This window comes from Kitasatospora sp. NPDC050463 (assembly GCF_040655255.1).
In the GTDB taxonomy this organism is placed as follows: Bacteria; Actinomycetota; Actinomycetes; order Streptomycetales; family Streptomycetaceae; genus Kitasatospora.
Map to the genome: position 1 here is coordinate 127988 of NZ_JBFAJO010000002.1, position 19094 is coordinate 147081.

At 73.3% G+C, this 19094-nt stretch carries 18 protein-coding genes; 12 read left to right on the forward strand and 6 right to left on the reverse strand.

The annotated features are described in order from the left end of the window. Positions 1–15 precede the first annotated feature (15 nt). From AB0J08_RS02245 to AB0J08_RS02260, 4 genes are all read left to right on the forward strand, one after another. Positions 16–876: a glutamate ABC transporter substrate-binding protein gene (locus AB0J08_RS02245; RefSeq protein ID WP_360625469.1), complete on the forward strand. Its 861-nt coding sequence runs from the start codon at positions 16–18 to the stop codon at positions 874–876. Between the two features lie 92 nt (positions 877–968). Next, complete coding sequence (locus tag AB0J08_RS02250; protein WP_360625762.1) at positions 969–1634, forward strand: amino acid ABC transporter permease; 666 nt, start codon at positions 969–971, stop codon at positions 1632–1634. After that, the gene (locus tag AB0J08_RS02255; RefSeq protein ID WP_360625472.1) at positions 1631–2563 is read left to right on the forward strand and encodes an amino acid ABC transporter permease; all 933 of its coding nucleotides are present in this window, start codon (positions 1631–1633) and stop codon (positions 2561–2563) included. The genes AB0J08_RS02250 and AB0J08_RS02255 overlap by 4 nt, the downstream gene beginning before the upstream one ends. Before the next feature lie 422 nt (positions 2564–2985). Continuing rightward, entirely contained in the window at positions 2986–3873 is an 888-nt protein-coding gene (locus AB0J08_RS02260; protein ID WP_360625475.1) for a universal stress protein, read from the forward strand. 66 nt (positions 3874–3939) lie between these two features. On the opposite strand, the gene AB0J08_RS02265 is transcribed toward AB0J08_RS02260, so the two are convergent. Continuing rightward, positions 3940–5823 (reverse strand): amino acid transporter, encoded by a 1884-nt coding sequence (locus AB0J08_RS02265; RefSeq protein ID WP_360625478.1) that lies wholly within the window; start codon positions 5821–5823, stop codon positions 3940–3942. Positions 5824–6159: 336 nt separating this feature from the next. Here AB0J08_RS02265 and AB0J08_RS02270 point away from each other — a divergent pair, with 336 nt between their 5' ends. From AB0J08_RS02270 to AB0J08_RS02280, 3 genes are all read left to right on the forward strand, one after another. Continuing rightward, a complete protein-coding gene (locus AB0J08_RS02270) occupies positions 6160–6840 on the forward strand; it encodes a TetR/AcrR family transcriptional regulator (protein ID WP_360625481.1) in 681 nt (226 codons plus the stop codon). A gap of 178 nt (positions 6841–7018) precedes the next feature. Continuing rightward, the gene (locus tag AB0J08_RS02275; protein WP_360625484.1) at positions 7019–7213 is read left to right on the forward strand and encodes a DUF1918 domain-containing protein; all 195 of its coding nucleotides are present in this window, start codon (positions 7019–7021) and stop codon (positions 7211–7213) included. A gap of 49 nt (positions 7214–7262) precedes the next feature. Then, positions 7263–7919 carry a DedA family protein gene (locus AB0J08_RS02280; protein WP_360625487.1) on the forward strand — a complete coding sequence of 219 codons (657 nt, stop codon included), beginning with the start codon at positions 7263–7265 and terminating at the stop codon, positions 7917–7919. Between the two features lie 29 nt (positions 7920–7948). Here AB0J08_RS02280 and AB0J08_RS02285 read toward each other — a convergent pair whose 3' ends face one another. Beyond that, complete coding sequence (locus AB0J08_RS02285; protein WP_360625490.1) at positions 7949–8692, reverse strand: PIG-L deacetylase family protein; 744 nt, start codon at positions 8690–8692, stop codon at positions 7949–7951. Between the two features lie 241 nt (positions 8693–8933). Beyond that, positions 8934–10337, reverse strand: a complete 1404-nt coding sequence (locus tag AB0J08_RS02290; RefSeq protein WP_360625493.1) for an amidase — start codon at positions 10335–10337, stop codon at positions 8934–8936. 269 nt (positions 10338–10606) lie between these two features. Between AB0J08_RS02290 and AB0J08_RS02295 the strand changes: the two genes are divergently transcribed. From AB0J08_RS02295 to AB0J08_RS02315, 5 genes are all read left to right on the forward strand, one after another. After that, on the forward strand, positions 10607–11587 hold the full coding sequence (locus AB0J08_RS02295) for a carbohydrate kinase (protein ID WP_360625496.1): 981 nt from the start codon (positions 10607–10609) through the stop codon (positions 11585–11587). A 196-nt stretch (positions 11588–11783) separates the two neighbouring features. After that, positions 11784–13577, forward strand: coding sequence for a beta-galactosidase family protein (locus tag AB0J08_RS02300; protein ID WP_360625499.1), 1794 nt, complete (start codon positions 11784–11786; stop codon positions 13575–13577). Positions 13578–13731: 154 nt separating this feature from the next. Then, positions 13732–14079, forward strand: a complete 348-nt coding sequence (locus tag AB0J08_RS02305; RefSeq protein ID WP_360625502.1) for a GntR family transcriptional regulator — start codon at positions 13732–13734, stop codon at positions 14077–14079. Continuing rightward, a complete protein-coding gene (locus AB0J08_RS02310; protein WP_360625505.1) occupies positions 14076–15047 on the forward strand; it encodes a DUF1648 domain-containing protein in 972 nt (323 codons plus the stop codon). Before AB0J08_RS02305 ends, AB0J08_RS02310 begins: the two co-directional genes overlap by 4 nt. Positions 15048–15204: 157 nt before the next feature. After that, a complete protein-coding gene (locus AB0J08_RS02315; protein WP_360625508.1) occupies positions 15205–16362 on the forward strand; it encodes a serine hydrolase domain-containing protein in 1158 nt (385 codons plus the stop codon). Positions 16363–16383: 21 nt separating this feature from the next. On the opposite strand, the gene AB0J08_RS02320 is transcribed toward AB0J08_RS02315, so the two are convergent. The 3 genes from AB0J08_RS02320 to AB0J08_RS02330 form a co-directional block, all read right to left on the reverse strand. Then, a complete protein-coding gene (locus AB0J08_RS02320) occupies positions 16384–16746 on the reverse strand; it encodes a hypothetical protein (RefSeq protein ID WP_360625511.1) in 363 nt (120 codons plus the stop codon). Between the two features lie 300 nt (positions 16747–17046). After that, positions 17047–17250, reverse strand: coding sequence for a cold-shock protein (locus tag AB0J08_RS02325; RefSeq protein ID WP_042388274.1), 204 nt, complete (start codon positions 17248–17250; stop codon positions 17047–17049). Positions 17251–17549: 299 nt separating this feature from the next. After that, a complete protein-coding gene (locus tag AB0J08_RS02330) occupies positions 17550–18869 on the reverse strand; it encodes an aldehyde dehydrogenase family protein (protein ID WP_360625514.1) in 1320 nt (439 codons plus the stop codon). Positions 18870–19094: the final 225 nt, after the last annotated feature.

Below are 19094 nucleotides of genomic sequence, written 5' to 3' on the forward strand. Positions count from 1 at the left end.
CTAGGGAAGATCACCATGAAGCTTCGCAAGGTCGCGGCCGCCGGCACGCTCGTGCTGGCCCTGACCGCCGCCGGCTGCAGCTCCGACGGCGGCGGCACGAGCAGCGGCAGCCCGAGCGGTTCGAGCGCCGGTACGGGCGGCGGTGGCGGCAAGATCACCGTCGGTATCAAGTTCGACCAGCCCGGCATCGGCCTGAAGACCCCGAACGGCACGTACACGGGCTTCGACGTCGACGTGGCCACGTACGTCGCCAAGGAGCTCGGCCACAAGCCCGGCGACATCCAGTGGAAAGAGGCCAAGAGCGCCGACCGCGAGACGCTCCTCCAGCGCGGCGACGTCGACTTCATCGCCGCCTCGTACTCGATCACCCCCGCCCGCTCGGAGAAGGTCGACTTCGCCGGCCCCTACCTCCTGGCCCACCAGGACGTGCTGATCCGGGCGGACGACAACTCCATCACCAAGCCCGAGGACCTCAACAACAAGAAGCTCTGCTCGGTCACCGGCTCCACTTCGGCGCAGAACGTCAAGACCAGGATCGCGCCCAACGCCCAGCTCCAGGAGTACGGCGGCTACTCGGAGTGCCTGACCGGCCTGGAGAACAAGGCCGTCGACGCCCTGACCACCGATGATTCGATCCTCGCCGGCTACGCCGCACAGCCCGAGTTCAAGGGCAAGTTCAAGCTCGGCGGATTCAAGATGAGCAACGAGAACTACGGCATCGGCGTCCAGAAGGGCAGCGAGCTCACGGCGAAGATCAACACCGCCCTGGAGAAGATGGTCGCCGACGGCTCCTGGCAGGCGGCCGTCGAGAAGAACTTCGGCCCGGCCAACTACCAGAACGAGCCCGCACCGAAGATCGGCGTCATCGTCAGCTGAAGCGGGTGACCCCACGGCGCGCCGACCCGCAGCGGCGCGCCCCGCCCTTCACCCCCGCAGCAGGCTTCACCCACGCGGAAGGCCGGTGGACCGTGTTCGACTTCCTTGACCGTTACGACCTGCTGGGGGCCTTCTGGGTGACGGTGCAGCTGACGTTCTACTCCGCCGTCGGCGCCCTGATCTGGGGCACCGCGCTGGCCGCCATGCGGGTCAGCCCGGTGCCGCTGATGCGGGGCTTCGGCACCGCCTACGTCAATGTGGTCCGGAACATCCCCCTCACCGTGATCATCGTCTTCACCTCGCTGGGCCTGTTCCAGACGCTCGGCGTCACGCTCGGCGCCAGTACCTTCAAGACGATCGACTTCCGGCTCGCCGTGCTCGGCCTGATCGCCTACACCTCGGCGTTCGTCTGCGAGGCGCTGCGGTCGGGCATCAACACGGTGCCCGTCGGCCAGACCGAAGCGGCGCGGGCCATCGGCCTGAGGTTCAGCCAGGTGCTGACGCTCATCGTCCTGCCGCAGGCCTTCCGTTCGGTGGTGGGCCCGCTGACGAACGTGCTGATCGCGCTGACCAAGAACACCACGGTGGCAGCCGCGATCGGGGTCGCCGAGGCCGCGGCGCTGATGCGGGTGATGATCGAGAACGAGGCCCAACTCATCCTCATCTCCGCCATCTTCGCGTTCGGTTTCATCTGTCTCACCCTCCCGACCGGGCTCTTCCTCGGCTGGGTGGGCAAGAAGGTCTCGGTGCGGCGGTGAGCCCGCCGCCCACGCTCTACGACGTCCCGGGGCCGCGTGCCAAGCGGCACAACGTGCTGTTCACCGTGCTGTTCCTGGTCGCGCTCGCGGTCCTGGTCTGGTGGGTGGTCCAGAGCCTGGCCGACAAGAACCAGCTCGAGTGGGCCAAGTGGCGGCCCTTCTTCACGGACTCCCGCGCCTGGTCGACGTTCCTCCTTCCGGGGCTGAAGAACACGCTCATCGCGGCCGCGCTCGCCATGGTCCTCGCGCTGCCGCTCGGAGCGCTGTTCGGCATCGCCAGGCTCTCCGAGCACCGGTGGGTGCGGGGTGCGGCCGGCACCGTCGTGGAGTTCTTCCGCGCCATCCCGGTGCTGATCCTGATGCTCTTCGCGAACGCGGCGTACTCCGAGTACACCGACGTCAGCCCGGACAGCCGGCCGCTGTACGCCGTGGTCACCGGTCTCGTCCTCTACAACGCCTCCGTCCTCGCCGAGATCGTCCGAGCCGGCATCCTCTCCCTCCCCCGGGGCCAGACCGACGCGGCCAAGGCCATCGGCATGCGCAAGAACCAGGTCATGCGCTACGTGCTGCTGCCACAGGCGGTCACCGCGATGCTGCCGGCGATCGTCAGCCAGCTGGTGGTCATCGTGAAGGACACCGCGCTGGGCGGTGCGCTGCTCGGCTTCTCCGAGCTGCTGGCGTCGGTCCGCCCGATGAGCGCGAACTACGGTGCGAACACCATCGCCAGCTTCACCGTCATCGCGGTGCTCTTCGTCGTACTCAACTTCGCGCTCACCTCCTTCGCCGGCTGGCTGGAAGGCCGGCTGCGGCGCGGCAAGAAGTCCACCGGCGCGGTGGTCGGCGCCGACGCGGTCGAGGAGCTGGCGACACCGGGCGAGCACGTGACCCGCGACGATCTCGGCGGAGGCCCGGCACCCCCCGGCGCCTGATACCGGACCCTGCTCCGCACCGGGCCTCCCGGGACGCTCGGAGCACCGGAACAGTTCCTTCCGTAGGTGGGCGATACGTCACCCTTGCACTGTTGGCGCGTCATTTCCCCCTGTGATCCCCCGTGACCTTCGGCCCGGCAGGCGCACCGGGCGGCGACGGCGCCACCGCCTTCCCCGGCCGGACCTCCTGGTCCCGCCCGGCACCGTCCCGACCGAACGCCTCGGCCCGGCTGACCGCCCGGAGCGCGACTCGGCCTCGTGGTGACGTCCCGCGCCTCGGACGGGAGGCGGGCATAGCCTGGACGTAAGCCCGGATGCGGTGCCCGATGCGAGCACCGGGCCGTCCCGGATGCCGTCCCGCAGTCAGGAGGAGTCGGCATGACAAATCCCGTCGTCGTGGGCGTCGATCCGGTGGAGGAGCCATGACATCCGCCGACAGCAACCTCCCGATCGTCCTCGGCGTGGACGCGCTCGCCACGGAGGCCACACCGGTGGCCTGGGCCGCCGACGAGGCGGACCGCAGCGGCCGCCCGCTGCGGCTGGTCCACGCCCTGCCGCCGATGTCCCAGGACCGGCACGTCCTCGGGGCGGAGCAGTACCGCGAGGAGCTGCGCGAGCGCGGCCAGCGCGCGCTGGACGGGGCCGCCGCCCTCGCCCGCCGGCGGCACCCGGACCTGTCGGTGACCACGGTCGTCGCGGAGGGCGTCGCCGCCCCGGCGCTCTGCCGGGAGTCCGTGCACGCCGCGCTCGTCGTCCTCGGCTCGCGCCGGCTGAACCGGCTGGAGGAGGTGCTGAGCGCCTCCTCGGTGGCCGTCCCGGTGAGCGCCCAGGCCCGCTGCCCGGTGGTCGTCGTCCGCGAACCGGAGCACTCCACCCTGGAGGAGCCGGAGGAGCCCTACGTCGTGGTCGGCGTGGACGGCAGCCCGTCGTCCGCGGCGGCGGTGGAGTTCGCCTTCGACCTCGCCACCCGGCACCGGGCCGCGCTGCACGCCGTCCGGGTCCGGCGGTCGCGCCTGACCGCCCAGGTCGACGAGGAGACGGCCCTCCAGGACCTGCGGCGGCTGCTGGACGAGGCCACGGCCGGCCGCCGGACGGCTCACCCCGCCGTCACGCTCACCCCCGCCGTGCTCCGCGGCCACCCCGTCGAGGAGCTCGCCAGGGCCTCCGAGCACGCGATCGGCGTCGTGGTGGGGCGCCGCGGGCGCGGCGGGTTCACCGGCATGCGGCTCGGGTCCGTCCCGCACGGGCTGCTGCACCGCGCCCTCTGCCCGGTGGTCACCGTGCCCGCTCCCCCCGACGGCGGGCACTGAGCGCGCCGTCGGGTCGCGCCGTCAGGTCGCGCCGTCGTAGTGCGCCGAGACCCCCGGCCGGCGCGCTCACCCGACGTGGACGCGGGGGCGGCGGCTGCGGTCCGGCACGGCCTCGCGCAGCACCTCGCGGGTGACCGGCGCGACCTCGCCGTGGCCGAACAGGAAGAACCGCAGGAACTGCGCGAACGGGTTGCCCTCGGTCCACTCGAAGTAGATGTGCGGCTGCTGTCCCGTCCGGTCCCGGACCTGGATCAGCAGCGCCGCCAGGGCGTTCGGCACGCTGGAGCTCTCCAGTGTGAGCACCCGGTAGCGGTCGTGCAGCACCTCGCCGTGGACCGTCAGCACGGTCTCGAACTCCGACGGGTCGAGCACGGTGACCTCGACGAATACCAGGTCGTCCTCCGGCGGGATGTCGTTGTCCGCCCGGATCTGCCGCTTCTTCTCCTGGTACTCCGCCAGGTCCCGGCTGTTCGGCTCGTTGGCGATCAGCCGGAGCGGTCGGTGCGTGTAGTCGCGGACGAACCGCTCGGCGGCCTCGTCGAACACGACGTCCGTCACCCGCAGTTCGAAGGCCCGCTTGAGCCGCGAGAGCAGTGACACCAGGACGATGCCGGCGATGAAGCAGGCGCCGATCTTCACACCGTCCGGCCGCTCGTCGATGTTGATCGCCGTGGTGTAGACGAAGACCGCCGCGATCACCGCGAAGCCGATCGTCCAGTTGCGCTGCCGGGCCTTGTGCGCGGCGATGGTGACGGCGATCGCGGCCGAGGTGATCAGCACCAGCACACCGGTGGCGTACGCGCCGCCCTGGGCGTCCACGCTCGCGTCGAAGATCCAGGTCACCAGGAAGGCGATCAGGGTGAGCACGATGACCATCGGCCGCACCGCCCGCGCCCAGTGCGGCGCCATGCCGTAGCGCGGCAGGTAGCGGGGCAGCAGGTTGAGCATGCCCGCCATCGCCGAGGCGCCGGCGAACCAGAGGATGAGGATCGTGGAGAGGTCGTAGACGCTGCCGAAGGTGTTGCCCAGGTACTCGTGCGCCAGATAGGCCAGGGCCCGGCCGTTGGCCGCCCCTCCGGGCTCGAACGCCGCCTTCGGGATCAGCAGGGTAGTGATGAGACTGGTGGTGATCAGGAAGACGCTCATGATCAGCGCCGCCGTGGTCAGCAGCTTCCTGGCCCCCCGGATCCGGCCGGTCGGCCGCTCCTCGGTGTCCTCCGGGGCGCCCTCGATGTGCGGCATCACCGCGACGCCGGTCTCGAAGCCGGACAGGCCGAGCGCGAGCTTGGGGAAGGTGATCAGCGCGACGCCGACCATCGCGACCACGTTGCCGTGCTCGGCGGTCAGCGCGTCCGTCCAGTCGGTGACCAGGTGCGGAGCCTGCACGACCTCCCAGAGCCCGGTGATCACGACGACCACGTTCAGCGTCAGGTAGACCGCGACCAGCACGACGGCCAGACCGATCGCCTCGCTGAACCCCTTGAGGAAGACGCCGCCCAGCAGCGCGACCAGGACGAGCGTGATCAGCACCTGCTTGCCGCTCAGCGCGCTCTGCAGGTGCGGGTTCTCCACCAGGTGCGCGGTGGCGTCGGCGGCCGACAGCGTGATGGTGATCATGAAGTCGGTGGCGGCGAAGCCCAGCAGCGCCAGGACGAAGAGCTTGCCCTTCCAGAACGACAGCAGCCGCTCCAGCATCGCGATCGAGCCCTCGCCGTGCGGGGACTCCTGTGCCACCCGCCGGTACACCGGCAGCGCGCCGAACAGGGTGACGAGCACCAGCACGATCGTCGCCACCGGGGACAGCAGGCCGGCCGCCAGCGCGGCGATGCCCGGCTGGTAGCCGAGCGTCGAGAAGTAGTCCAGGCCGGTCAGGCACATCACCCGCCACCAGCGGGCGCCCTTGTGCTCGACGGGCGCCTGCGCATGCGGCCCGGGGTACTGCTTGGCCATGTCGGCCAGGCCTTCCAGCAACCACGCACGCAGGCGCTGCCGTCCCGACCGCACGGCTCCCGGATCGGCCGAACCCGACGAACCCACGCGCACCCCTGTCCACAGATTCGCATCGCCTCGCCGTCGAGTAGACGGCAAGGCGACAGGGTATGCGCCTCGGGCGATCAGACCGCGCAGCGCCGGAACGATGTCGCCGCAATGGTGGAACGCTCTCCTCCGGCCGCAGGCATGCTCAGCGGTCCGGCTCCTCCCGGCTCCGACACCGGGAAACAGAATGTGAGCACAACTCATGTCAATGATTCGCCCGTGGAACGCCGGATGCGGCACAGTGGCCCCATGAGCGCGGACACGAGGAGTCACCGGGTGGCCGGGCAGAACAGCGGGCCGGGCCGGCGGCGCCCGGTGCAGCAGCGCAGCCTGGAGCGCTACCAGCGGCTCCTGGACGCCTGCGCGGGGCTGCTCGACGAGGTCGGCGCCACCGCGCTCACCACCAAGGAGGTCGCGCACCGCGCCCAGGTGCCGATCGGCACGCTGTACCAGTTCTTCGCCGGCAAGGAGGACCTGCTGGCCGCGCTGGCCGGCCGCAACCTCGACCGCTACCTGGAGCGCCTCGACCACCGGCTGCTCGAAGAGGCACCGGCCGGCACCGCCGGGTTCACCGACCTCGCGGTGGACGAGTTCGTCGCGATGAAGCGGGCGGTACCCGGTTTCGGCCAGGTGGACTTCGGGCTGGCCGGCGCGACCGTGCCCGCCGGGGTGCGGGACGACCGGCACCTGCTCGACACCGACCTCGACAACAACACCGCGGTCGCGCTGCGCCTGCAGGCCCTCGGCGGCGAACTCTTCGCGACGGCGGACCCGGCGGCGCTGACGCTCGCCCTGCGGGTGGCCCTGGAGGCGGCGGACGCGGTGCTCAAGCTCGCCTTCCGCAGCGCCCCGGACGGCGACCCGGCGCTGATCGCCGAGTGCAAGCGGCTGGTCCGCTGCTACCTCGCCGAGCAGCTCGGCCCCCGCTGACCGGCCCCGACAGGCGGCGGCGGGCCCCGCGGCAGCGCCCCGGGCAGCGCCCCGGGCACGACGGGCCCCGCAACGGCGCGGCCCCGCGCGGCCGCGCCGTTGCGGGGCCGCCCCGGCCGCAGCACAGTGGAAGCAGAACGGCCGCCGGCGCGGCCACCACTACCCCGAGGAGCAGACCATGCACGCAGCGGTAGGTGACCAGCTCCACATCCACAGCAGGTCGGTGGGCATGGTCGACCAGAAGGGCGAGATCATCGAGGTGCGCGGCGCGGAGGGCGAGCCGCCGTACATGGTCCGCTTCGAGGACGGCCACACGGGCCTGATCTACCCCGGCCCCGACTGCAACATCGAACGCCGCGAGGCGCTCCGCTGACCCATCCGGCCGCCACCCCGGGCCCGACCGGCACGGGGTGGTGAGTCACGTGTCCGAGCCCGCGCTGCCCGGCCCGCTCGCCGGCCTGGCACCCCTGCTCGACCAGTACGGCTACCCGGCGGTGGCGCTGTTCGTCCTGCTCGACAACTGCGGCATCCCCGCTCCCGGCCAGACCATCCTGGTGCTGGCCTCCGTCTACGCCGGCACCGGACACCTCGACTTCGCCGGCGTCGTCGCGATCGCCTTCGCGGCCGCGGTCATCGGCAACAGCCTCGGCTACCTGATCGGCAGCACCGGCGGTCGCGCCTTCGTCCACCGGTGGGGCCGCTACGTGCTGCTCACACCGGCCCGAATGCGGCGTGCCGACGAGTTCTTCGCCCGGCACGGCGGCAAGGTCGTCACCGTCGCGCGCTTCGTGGACGGGCTGCGCCAGACCAACGGCATCATCGCCGGCACCACCGAGATGCCCTGGCGGCGGTTCCAGCCGTTCAACGTCCTCGGCGCGGCGCTCTGGGTGGGCGTCTGGTCCGCCTTCGGCTATCTGGCCGGGGCCAACATCGGCGCGGTGTACCGGACGGCGGTCCGGTACCAGCTGTGGCTGCTGATCGCCCTCGGGGTGCTCTGCGCGGCGCTCGCCGTCCGGCAACTGTTGCGCCACCGGCGGCGGCGCAACGGACCCGCCGACCGGGCCGGCGACAGCTCCTGACCGCCGCCGGACCCGCCGCGCCCACCCCCTCAGCGGAGCGGGAACACCTCGAACGGGACGGCGAACCGCGTGCCGAGCCGGCTGCCGGCGCCCCTGCCGAAGCCCTCCAGGAACTCCTGGGGGTCGGCCATCGCACCACCCAGTCCGGCCAGGTACGCCTTGTGCTCGGCCAGCGACTCGACGCCCTTGGCGAAGTGCTCGGTGGTGTCCACGGCGTGCCGCGACTCGGGCGAGGCGGCCGCCCAGACCGCCCGCACCCCGCCCCACGGCTCGTACCCCTCGGCCACCAGCTCGCGGAACACCCAGCGGTTGGCGGCGTCCCGGACCGCGTCGAGGGTGGCCCGGCCGACCGCGATGTGGTCGGCCTGGTTGAGGAACGTCCCGCCGTACGTCTCACGGAAGTTGCTGGTGATGACGATGTCCGGGCGGTGGCGGCGGACCGCCCGGGCGATGTCGCGGCGCAGCGGCAGCCCGTACTCCAGCACACCGTCCGGGTGGCCCAGGAACTCGACGGTGTCGACGCCGACCACCGCGGCGGAGGCGATCTGCTCGGCCTCGCGCAGCGGGCCGCACTCCTCCGGGCTCATCGTGTCGATGCCGGCCTCACCGCTGGTGACCATCACATAGACCACCTTCTTGCCCTGGGCCGTCCAGCGGGCTACGGCGGCGGCCCCGCCGTACTCCATGTCGTCGGGGTGGGCGACGACCGCCAGCGCGGTCTGCCAGTCCTCGTCGACGGGCTCGAACGGCTCGGGTGCCTGCTGGTCGCTCATGGTGGTGCCGCCTCTCGGTGTCGCGCTCTGCACAGTCGTACGGCCGACCGCACGTCGGTCGTACGGTCGTACCGCTGGCGACTCTAGAAGATCACCGGCCGATCGGGCGTCAGACACCGCCCCCACCAAGGACGCTCGCCCCTGGCCCGGCTCCACCGGAGAACCCCGACGGCCTCCCCACGGCCGGCCCACCCGGCGGTCCGCCGGATCCACCCCGAGGGCCCGCCGCCGCACGCCGGGCTCAGTCCTGGATCCGCTGCCAGGGCTGGTCCGCCTCCAGGGCGAACGCCAGCTCCAGCAGTACCCGTTCCCGGCCGTGCGCGGCCGACAGGTGCACCCCGATCGGCAGCCCGTTCCCGGCCGCCCCGGCGGGCAGCGAGATCCCCGGGCCGCCCGTCACGTTGTTCACCGGGGTGAAGGCCACATAGCGGCCCAACCGCTCCAGCAGCTCGTCGAACGCCACGTTCGGGCTCAAGTGTCCGATCGGCGGCGCCACATGGGCCAGCACCGGCGAGAGGATCACGTCGTGCTCGCGGAACAGCCCACCGTAGGCCGCCTCCGCCTGCCGCAGCCGGCGCAGCACCCCGGGCGTGCGGAGGAACTCGCGGTGGAAGCGGCGCCGCAGACCGGTGGTCAGGCCGTCCAGCTTCCTGGCCTGGAAGCCCGGGTCCAACAGCAGACGGCCGGTCGAGGCGATCATGAAGGCGATACAGCCCCAGTAGAGCGTGAAGTCGCGGGAGAAGTCCTCGCCGAACGGCAGCGTCGCGGGCGTGACCTTGTGCCCCATCGCCTCCAGCCGGGCCGCCGTCCGCTCGACCGCCTGCCGGGTCGGCCCGTCGGTGACCGCAAGCGGGGAGTCCACCACCAGCCCGACCCGCAACGGCTGGTCGCCCGGCCCCTCCACCAGTCCCAGCGGGGGCAGCGCCGGGTTGCGGTGGTGGAGTTCGGCGGCGGCGAAGAAGGCGGCCGTGTCCCGGACGGAGCGCGTCACCACGCCGTCCGTGACCAGGTCGATCGGCAGCCGGCGGCCCTGGTCGTTGGCCACCAGCCGGCCACGCGTCGGCTTCAGGCCGACCAGGCCGCAGCAGGCCGCCGGGATCCGGATCGAGCCGCCGCCGTCGTTGGCGTGCGCGATCGGCACGACGCCGGCCGCCACCAGCGCGGCCGCTCCACCGGAGGACGCCCCTGGCGAGTGCGAGGTCCGCCACGGATTGCGCACCGGCCGGGCCTCGGCGAACTCGGTCGAGGCGTTGAGGCCGAACTCCGGCATCCTGGTCTTGCCCAGTACCGCCAGACCGGTGCTCAGGAACTGCTCGGCGAAGCCGGCGTCGCGCCGTGCGGGCTTGGCACGGAACGCCGAACTCCCCTGCCCGGTGGGCATCCCCCTCAGGTCCACGTTGTCCTTGAGGTAGCTCGGGACCCCGTACAGCGGGGCCCCCTCGCCGGCCGGGCCGGTTCGCGGCCGCCCGTAGGACGCGAACGCGACCGGCGCCAGCGCCGCGTCGACCCGCGCGGCGCGCGCCGCCGCGGCGGCGGCCAGTTCGCCGGGAGCGACCTCACCGGCCCGTACCAGCCCCGCCAGCGCGACCGCGTCGTGCTCCCCCAGCGCGTCGTCCCCGAACGCGTGGACCCGCTCCTCGGCCATCCGAACTCCCCATCCCTACCGGTCGGTAATACCGCGAGAGTTCCGCAGTCTAGGCGCGCGCCGCCCGGCCGGACACCCCACCGGACGGCCGGGCGGCCGAGCCGCGACCCCGAGTGCCGAACCCGCCTGCGGCGTACGGGCCTTCGCCCCCGGGCCGCTCCGGGCGGGCTCGGGCGGGCCGGGCCCGCCCGCCGCCCCCAAGTACCCTGAGGTGCCCCGGAACAGCCCGTGGCACCTCCACCGCGAACCCTCCCCCGAAGGCGGTCGTCATGGCCCGACTCCCGGTCGCCGTCCTCGGCGAGTGCGTCGCCGACGCGTTCGCCGACGCGTTCGCCGACTCCTCCGCCGAGCCGCGCCCCGGCGAACTGGCGCTGCGCGTCCTGCCCGGCGGCGGCCCCGCCAACACCGCCGTCGCGCTGGCCCGGCTGGGCACCCCGACCCGTTTCCTCGGCCGGATCTCCGCCGATCCCTTCGGCCACCTGTTCCGGCAGCACCTCGACTCGTCCGGCGTCGATCTCGCCGGCTGCGTGGACGCGGCCGAGTCCAGCACCCTGGCCATCGCCACCGTCGACGAACTGGGCCAGGCCCGCTACTCGTTCCACGCCGAGGGCACCGCCGACTGGGCCTGGACGCCGGCCGAGCTCGCCGCCCTTCCACTGGCCGGCGTGAGCTGTCTGCACACCGGTTCGCTCGCCCTGGTGCGCGAGCCCGGCGGCCCCCGCATCGAGGACCTGCTGACCCTGGCGCCCGGCCGCCCGACCGTCTCGATCGACCCCAACGTGCGTCCGCTGCTGGTCGATCCGGCGGTCTACCGGTCCCGGCTCCCGCACTGGTGCGAGGCCGCCGACATCCTACGGCTGAGCGCGGAGGACCTCGACCTCCTGCTCCCCGGGGTCACTCCCGAACACGCCTGCGACACCTGGCACCTGGCCGGTGTCCGACTGGTCGTGATCACCCTGGGCAGCCGGGGCGCGCTCGCCTCGCTGGACGGCGAGCGGCTGACCGTCGCCGCGCCCGAGACCGTCGTGGTCGACACCATCGGCGCGGGCGACGCCTTCACCGGCGGTCTGCTGCACCACCTCGGCGGGATCGGCCGCCTCGGCGGCCGGCTCGACGGGCTGACCGCGGACGAGGTGCACGACGCCTGCCGCTTCGCCGCCCGGGTGGCCGCCCTGACCTGTTCGGTCGCCGGCCCCAACCCGCCCTGGCCGGCCGACCTCCGGCAGCCGGGCCACCCGGTCACCCCGTAGCCCCGCCGGCCGTGGCCCCGCCGACCCACTGCCTCGCTGCCCGCTGCCCCGCCGGCCATGGCCCCGCCGGGCCCCCGGGCGGCCCCGAGTAGGCTCCCAAAGATCGACCGTCCAACGGCCGTCCACCGACCGTCTGCCCACCGACCCTCGTCCGGCACACCGCGGTCCCACCGCGTTCCCCCGAAGGCAGGTCCTCATGCTCGACTACGACGACACCGGATTCCGCCGCGCCGGCGCACCGCACCGGATCATCTCCGGCACCCTGCACTACTTCCGCGTCCACCCCGATCTGTGGGACGACCGCCTGCGTCGGCTGCGCGCGATGGGCGCCAACACCGTCGACACCTACATCCCCTGGAACTTCCACGAACTGCCCTCCGGCGAGGTGGACTTCACCGGTTGGCGGGACATCGCCCGGTTCGCCGCGCTGGCGCAGGCGAACGACCTGGACGTGATCCTGCGCCCCGGCCCGTACATCTGCGCGGAGTGGGAGTTCGGCGGCTTCCCGGCCCGCCTGCTCGCCGTCGACGGACTGCGGCTGCGCTGCGCCGACCCGGCCTTCCTGGCCGAGGTGGACGGCTGGTTCGACGCCGTGGTGCCCGAGATCCTGCCGCTGCTGGCGAGCCGCGGCGGCCCGATGGTCGCCGTCCAGGTCGAGAACGAGTACGGCAGTTACGGCAACGACGCCGGCTACCTGGCCCACCTGCGCGACGGCCTGCTCGGCCGGGGCGTGGACTGCCTGCTCTTCACCGCGGACGGTGCCGAGGACGTCATGCAGCAGGGCGGCACGATCCCCGGGCACCTGGCCACCGCCACCTTCGGGTCGCGGCCCGCCGAGCGGTTCGCCGTACTGCGCCGCCACCAGCCGAAGGGGCCGCTGGCGGCGATGGAGTTCTGGATCGGCTGGTTCGACCGGGTCGGCGGGCCGCACCACGTCCGCGACCCCGAGGAGTCGGCCCGGGCCCTCGACGACCTCCTCGCGACCGGCGCCTCGGTCAACCTGTACATGGCGCACGGCGGCACCAACTTCGGTTTCTGGGCGGGCGCCAACCACTTCGGCGCCCACCCGTACGACGCCGGCTACGAGCCCACCTCCACCAGCTACGACTACGACGCGCCGATCGGCGAGGCGGGCGAACTGACCGAGAAGTTCCACGCGTTCCGGTCCGTCATCGCCACCTACGCCCCGCTGCCCGACGGGCCGCTGCCGGAGCCCGCCCCGCGCATCGTCCCGCAGCGGCTCGGGACGCCGACCGGCCGCGTCCGCCTGTCGGCCGCCCTCGACGCGCTGTCCGCGCCGCTGCGCAGTGCGGCGCCGGAGCCGATGGAGAAGGTCGGCCAGTCCCTCGGCCTGATCCACTACCGCACCCGGGTCCCCGGCCCGCGCCCCGCCATGCCGCTGCGGATCGACGGCATCGGCGACCGTGCCCACGTCTTCGCCGACGGGGTGCCGCTCGGCGTCCTGGACCGCAACGCGCCCGGCGAGACGCTGCCACTGGCGACCGGACCGGCCGGCGTGACGCTGGACATCCTGGTGGAGGCGCTCGGCCGGGTGAACTACGGCCCGCAGCTCGACGACCGCAAGGGCATCGGCCGTGGCGTCTCGCACGGCCCGCAGCGCCTCTTCGGCTGGGAGATCCGCCCGCTCCCGCTGACCGACCTCGGCCCGCTCGCCTTCGACGAGGACGCCGCACCGGCCGAGGACGGGGACCCGGTGTTCCACCGCTTCGAGGCCGTGCTGGACACTCCCGCCGACGCCTTCGTCGCCCTCCCGGGCTGGGGCCGGGGCCTGCTCTGGCTGAACGGCTTCCTGCTCGGCCGCTACACCCGGCAGGGCCCGCAGCGCACGCTGTACGCGCCGGGCCCGCTGTGGCGCCCGGGCCGCAACGAGCTGATCCTGCTCGAACTGGAGACCCACGCCGACGCGGTCGAGCTCCGCGACACCCCGGACCTGGGCACCACGGCGGCCGCTCCCAGCGTGGACTACTGAGCCGGTCGCACCACCGGGCCGCGTGTTCTGCCGGGCCTCCGGGGCCCGCTGAGCCGCGTGCGTCGCGGGCCGGGCGAACCGCTCAGCCGGCCGCCTCCGGAGCCGTCCGGGAGCGGTCGGCCCCTCCCCCGATGGTGCTACTGTCGATGTCATCATGTTGCTCAAACTGGACCTCGCGGACGGTCGCCCCCTGCACGAGCAGGTCGCCGGCGCGATCCGGCGCGCGATCGCCGAGGGCGAGTGCGCACCGGGCGACCGGCTGCCACCCGCCCGGGAGCTGTCCCGCGCGCTGGGCGTCAACGCCAACACCGTCCTGCGGGGCCTGCGGGCCCTGCGCGACGAAGGGGTGCTGGAGTTCCGCCGGGGCCGGGGCGTGACCGTCGCGGGCGGCGCCGACCAACGGGCCGAACTGCTGCAACAGGCGGCGGTGCTGGTCGCCGAGGCAGCCCGCCTGGGGTACAGCAGGGCCGATCTCGTCGAACTGATCAGGAGGCTGCCGTGAGCGGCGGGGGGAACCGGAATCGTGGAGCACGGTGGAGCGCGGCGGCCTGGGCGGCCGGCGTCCTGGCGGCACTGGTCGTACTGCCGCTGGGCGCGGGCGACCGGCTGCCCGACCGGGTGGCCACCCACTGGGGCGGCGACCGACCGGACGGCTCGATGCCGTTCTGGGCGGTGCCGCTCTTCCCCGCCCTGCTCTGGACGGCGCTGCTGCTGATCCTCGCCCTGACCGCCCGGCGGGCCACCGGGCCGGTGCGGGCCTGGTACGGCGCGGTGCTGCTCTTCACCGGCGTCCTGCTCACCGGCGCGCAGGCGTCCATCGTGCACGCCAACCTGGACCGGACCGACTGGACCGAGGCCGCCACCGTGGGCCCGGCGGTCGCCCTCACCCTGGGCACCGCGGCGCTCGCGGGCCTGCTGGGCCTGCTGGCCGGCCGACGCGGCGCGGCGGCCGCCCCGGCCCCGGCCCCCGGCCCGGTGCTCGACGTGCCGGCGGGCGAGCGGTTCGTCTGGCTCTCCTGGACGACCAACCCCTGGCTCCAACTGACCGCCGCCGCCCTCGGGCTGGTCGCGGCGGCCGCGGCGATCGCCGCGGCCGGCGGTCTGATCGGCGCGCCCTGGGCGGTCGTCGCCCCGCTGACCGTCGTCGCCGGGGTGGTGCTCGGCTGCTCCTCCGTCCAGGCCCGGGTGACTCCGAAGGGCCTGGAGGTCGCCTTCGGCCCCGCCGGCTGGCCGGTCCGGCGCTGGCCGATCCAGGCCATCGAGTCGGCCCGCGTCGAGCAGCGCACCCCCGCCCAGGTCGGCGGCTGGGGCTACCGCTTGAGCGGGCTGGGCACCACCGTGATGCTCCGGCGCGGCGACTGCCTGGTCATCCACCCGCGCACGGGGGCGGAGTTCGCGGTCAGCGTCGACGACGCCGAACGCGGCGCCGCGCTGCTGAACACACTGGCCGCTCGGCGCACCGCCGACTGAGCCGCAGCCGCACGGCCCCCGGACCCACCCCGCCTTCGCCCGCCCTCGCCTCCGGCCCCCCACCCCCGCCCTCAGGAATTCGCCCGGCGCACCCGTGGTTGACGCCTCGACAGGCCGATGATCAAGGCCTGACCACGTCCGAGGCCCCGGGGGACCAATGTCGAGCAGTACCACCGTCCATGGCAGTGTCGCACCTGGATTCGAGGCGGTGCGCGCGGAGTTCGCCGCCGTCGCGGCCGCCGATCCGGGCAGTGGCGGCTCCCAGCTGGCCGCCCGCCTGGACGGACGCCCGGTGGTGGACCTCTGGACCGGCGAGGGAATGACGGGCAGCTCGCTGCTCGCCCTCTACTCCTCGGCCAAGGGCGCCGCCCACCTGGTGGTGGCACTGCTGGTACAGGAGGGCGTGCTCGACCTGGACGAGGAAGTCGCCCGAGACTGGCCGGAGTTCGCGGCCGAGGGCAAGGCCGGGATCACCCTGCGGCAGATGCTGGAGCACCGGGCCGGGCTGATCGGCGTCGACGGCGGCTTCAGCACTGGGGAGTTGGCGGACGACCGCCGGCTCGCCGCCCGGCTGGCCCGCCAGAAGCCGTACTGGGAGCCCGGAACGGCCTACGGCTACCACGCCTTCGTGATCGCCGCGCTCACCGGCGAGGTGGTGCGCCGCCGCACCGGCCGGTCGATCCAGGAGTGCTACGAGGAGCGGATCCGGGCGCCGTTCGGGCTCGACTTCCACTTCGGTCTGCCGGCCGGGCTGGAGCCGCGCTACCTGCCGGTGCTGGCCGCCCGTCCCACCCCGGAGCAGCAGGCCGCGGCCGGCCCGGCGCCCGCCCCGGACAGCCTCACCGGGATCGCCTTCAACCTGAACGCCACCCCGCCCACCGACCTGGTGGAGTTCGCCGGCACCCGCGCGGTCCACGCCCTCGGCCCGGCCTCCGCCGGCGGCTTCGGCAACGCCCGCGGCCTGGCGGCGCTGTACGCGGCGGCCGCGTTCGGGCTCGACGGCCGGCCACCGCTGCTCACCCCGGAGACGGTCGCCGAGTTCGGCCCGGTCCGGACGGCCGGCGTCGACCTGGTCACCGGCGAGCGCGACCACTTCGGCCTCGGCTTCGAGGCGCAGAGCTCGCGCTACCCCTTCCTGGGGCCGGACGCCTTCGGGCACAGCGGCGCGGTGGGCGCCCAGTCGTTCGCCGATCCGCGCAGCGGCGTGGCCTACGGCTACACCCGCCGCAGCTTCAGCCCCGGGGGCGGCGGCGGTGCGCCGGAGAACCACCGCCTGGCCGCCGCCGTCCTGCGAGCCGCCGAGGCGGTCCGCTGAGGACGGCGGGGCCCGGTCAGGTCACTGGTCCGAGTAGCTGAGGTCCCCCAGGGTCCAACTGCTGACGTCCTCGATGGCGATGCGGTACATCCCGCCGGTGTGCGGGAGGCCGAAGCTGCCCTGCAGGATCTTGGCCAGGTGCAGGTGAAGATGCGTCACCGGGGCGTCGGCGGGAGCCACCTCGTCGGCGAAGAGCGGCGCGAACGGTTTGAGGTGCTCGGACGCTTCCAGCACTTCGGCGACTCGCTCACGCCAGACGGTCTCGGCGGCGAGCCGCCCGGTGATGACCGCGCCGGGGACCACCACGGTGATCGGCATCTGATTACTGCCCGTCGACTCCACCATCGTGGTGATACTGACGAGCAACGGATCCGGGTTCGACATACCGCCAGGTTAACGGACCGGCCCCGGCGGAGGCAGGGTCCCGGCCCGGCCGCTTTCGTCCCGGCCGGCCCCGGCGCCGTGGCCCTTCCGGTCCGACGGGCGCGGCGTCGGCCCTCGACTGGCGGCCCGTCGGCCGTCCACGGCCCGACGGGCCGCCAGTCGGGCCATCCCGCCGGGCCGGCCGAACCCGCGGAGGGGCCCGGGGCGCCGAGGAGCCCGGAGACGCCGAAAGGCCTGCACCGCGCGTGAAGCGCAGTGCAGGCCCGTGCTGATCAGCCGAGGGCCGAGCAGCGGTTCGTACTACAGGGGGCGAATGTTCTCCGCCTGCGGGCCCTTCTGGCCCTGCGTGACGTCGAACTCGACCTTCTGGCCCTCGAGCAGCTCACGGAAGCCCTGGGCGTTGATGTTCGAGTAGTGGGCGAAGACGTCCGGGCCGCCACCCTCCTGCTCGATGAAGCCGAAGCCCTTCTCCGCGTTGAACCACTTCACAGTGCCATTAGCCATAAAAATTCTCCTTGAAAGGGCAATTCCGGAGCTTCGCACCTCGCGAAGTCCCGCGTCGCCGCGATGAGGCCCACCCGAGGAAAATCCCGGACAAACAAAATGCGCCAGCGGTTACAACCGGCAGGCGCACACAAAGTTCATGGGAACCAAAACTGCAACTGACATCGACTGTAGCAGGTGCCGACGCGGAACGGCGTTCTTTTTCGCACGCGTTCGCGGCCCGCCCCGCCGGGGCCGCGCGGCCGGTGCGGGCGCCGCCCCGGAGGGCCGCACCCGCACCGGGCGCCGGGGCGCCGGGCTCAGCCCAGCGGCTTGTCGAGCACCGCCTTGGCGTGGCTGAACGTCGTCAGCGAGTACTCGCCGTGGTAGTTGCCCATGCCGCTCTCCCCGACGCCGCCGAACGGCAGCTCCGGCACCGCCAGATGGGACACCGGCAGGCCGAAGACCAGGGCGCCCGAGGACGTCTCCTCGGCGAGCCGCCGCTTGGTCGTCTCCGACTCCGTGAAGGCGTAGAGGGCGAGCGGCTTCTCCCGGCCGGTGATGAACGCGATCGCCTCGTCCAGATCGGCCACCTCCAGCACCGGCAGCACCGGGCCGAAGATCTCCTCGCGCATCACCGGCGCGTCCGGGTCCACCTCGGCGAGCACGGTGGGCTCGATGAAGCGGGTGGCGCGGTCGTGGCCGCCGCCGGTGACCACGCGGCCGTCGCCGAGCAGCGCGGCGAGGCGGTCGAAGTGGCGGGTGTTGACGATCCGGCCGTACTCGGGGTGGGCGGCCGGGTCCTCGCCGTAGAGCGCGCGGACGGCCTGCGCCAGGTGCTCGGCCAGGGCCGGTCCGGTGCCGCCCACGGCGAGGACGTAGTCGGGGGCCACGCAGGTCTGGCCGGCGTTGAGGAACTTGCCGGCCGCCAGCCGCTGCGCCGTCACCCGCAGGTCGGTGCCCGGGTCGACCACCACCGGGCTCTTGCCGCCCAGCTCCAGGGTCACCGGGGTCAGATGGCGGGCCGCCGCGGTCATCACGATCCGGCCGACCGCGCCGTTGCCGGTGTAGAAGATGTGGTCGAAGCGCTGTTCCAGCAGGGCGGTGGTCTCGGGCACCGCACCCTCGACGACGGCGACGGCCTGCGGGTCGAGGTAGCGCGGGATCAGCTCGGCCAGCGCCGCGGACGTGGCGGGGGCCAGCTCGCTGGGCTTCACGAGGACGGCGTTGCCGGCCGCCAGTGCGCCCACCACCGGCGCGAGGGCCAGCTGGAGCGGGTAGTTCCAGGGCGCGATCACCAGCACCACGCCGAGCGGCTCCCGGACCACCCGGGCGGTGGCCGGCCGGAACGCCTCCGGGACGTCGGCCGGCCGCGGGCTCAGCCACTCGTCCAGGTGCCGGACGGTGTGGTCGAGCTCATTGAGGGTGAAGGCGATCTCCGTACGGTACGCCTCGGCGGGGCCCTTGCCGAGGTCGGCGCGGAGCGCCGCGAGGAGCTCCTCACTCCGCTCGGTGAGCAGCGCGCGCAGGGCGCCCAGCTGCTCGCGGCGCCAGGCGACCGGGCGGGTCCGGCCGCTCGCGAACGCGGCGCGCAGGCCGGCGACGACGGCGGCGGGGTCGGAATCGGTGAAGGCCTTCATGACAGTACTCCCGACAGGAAATTTTGATGCGCTCGATAGTTGATAACATCAAGCTTCTGTCGACAGTAAGCCGAGATGGTTGGCAAAGTCAATCATCTGCGGGCCGAAACGCCCGGCGCGCCCCGCCGCGGAGGAAGCCGCCGGAGGCAGCCACCGCAACGGTGACGGCCGCCCGGGGCGCACGGCTGCGCCCTGGGCGGCCGGCTCCACGCGGCCGGGTGACCG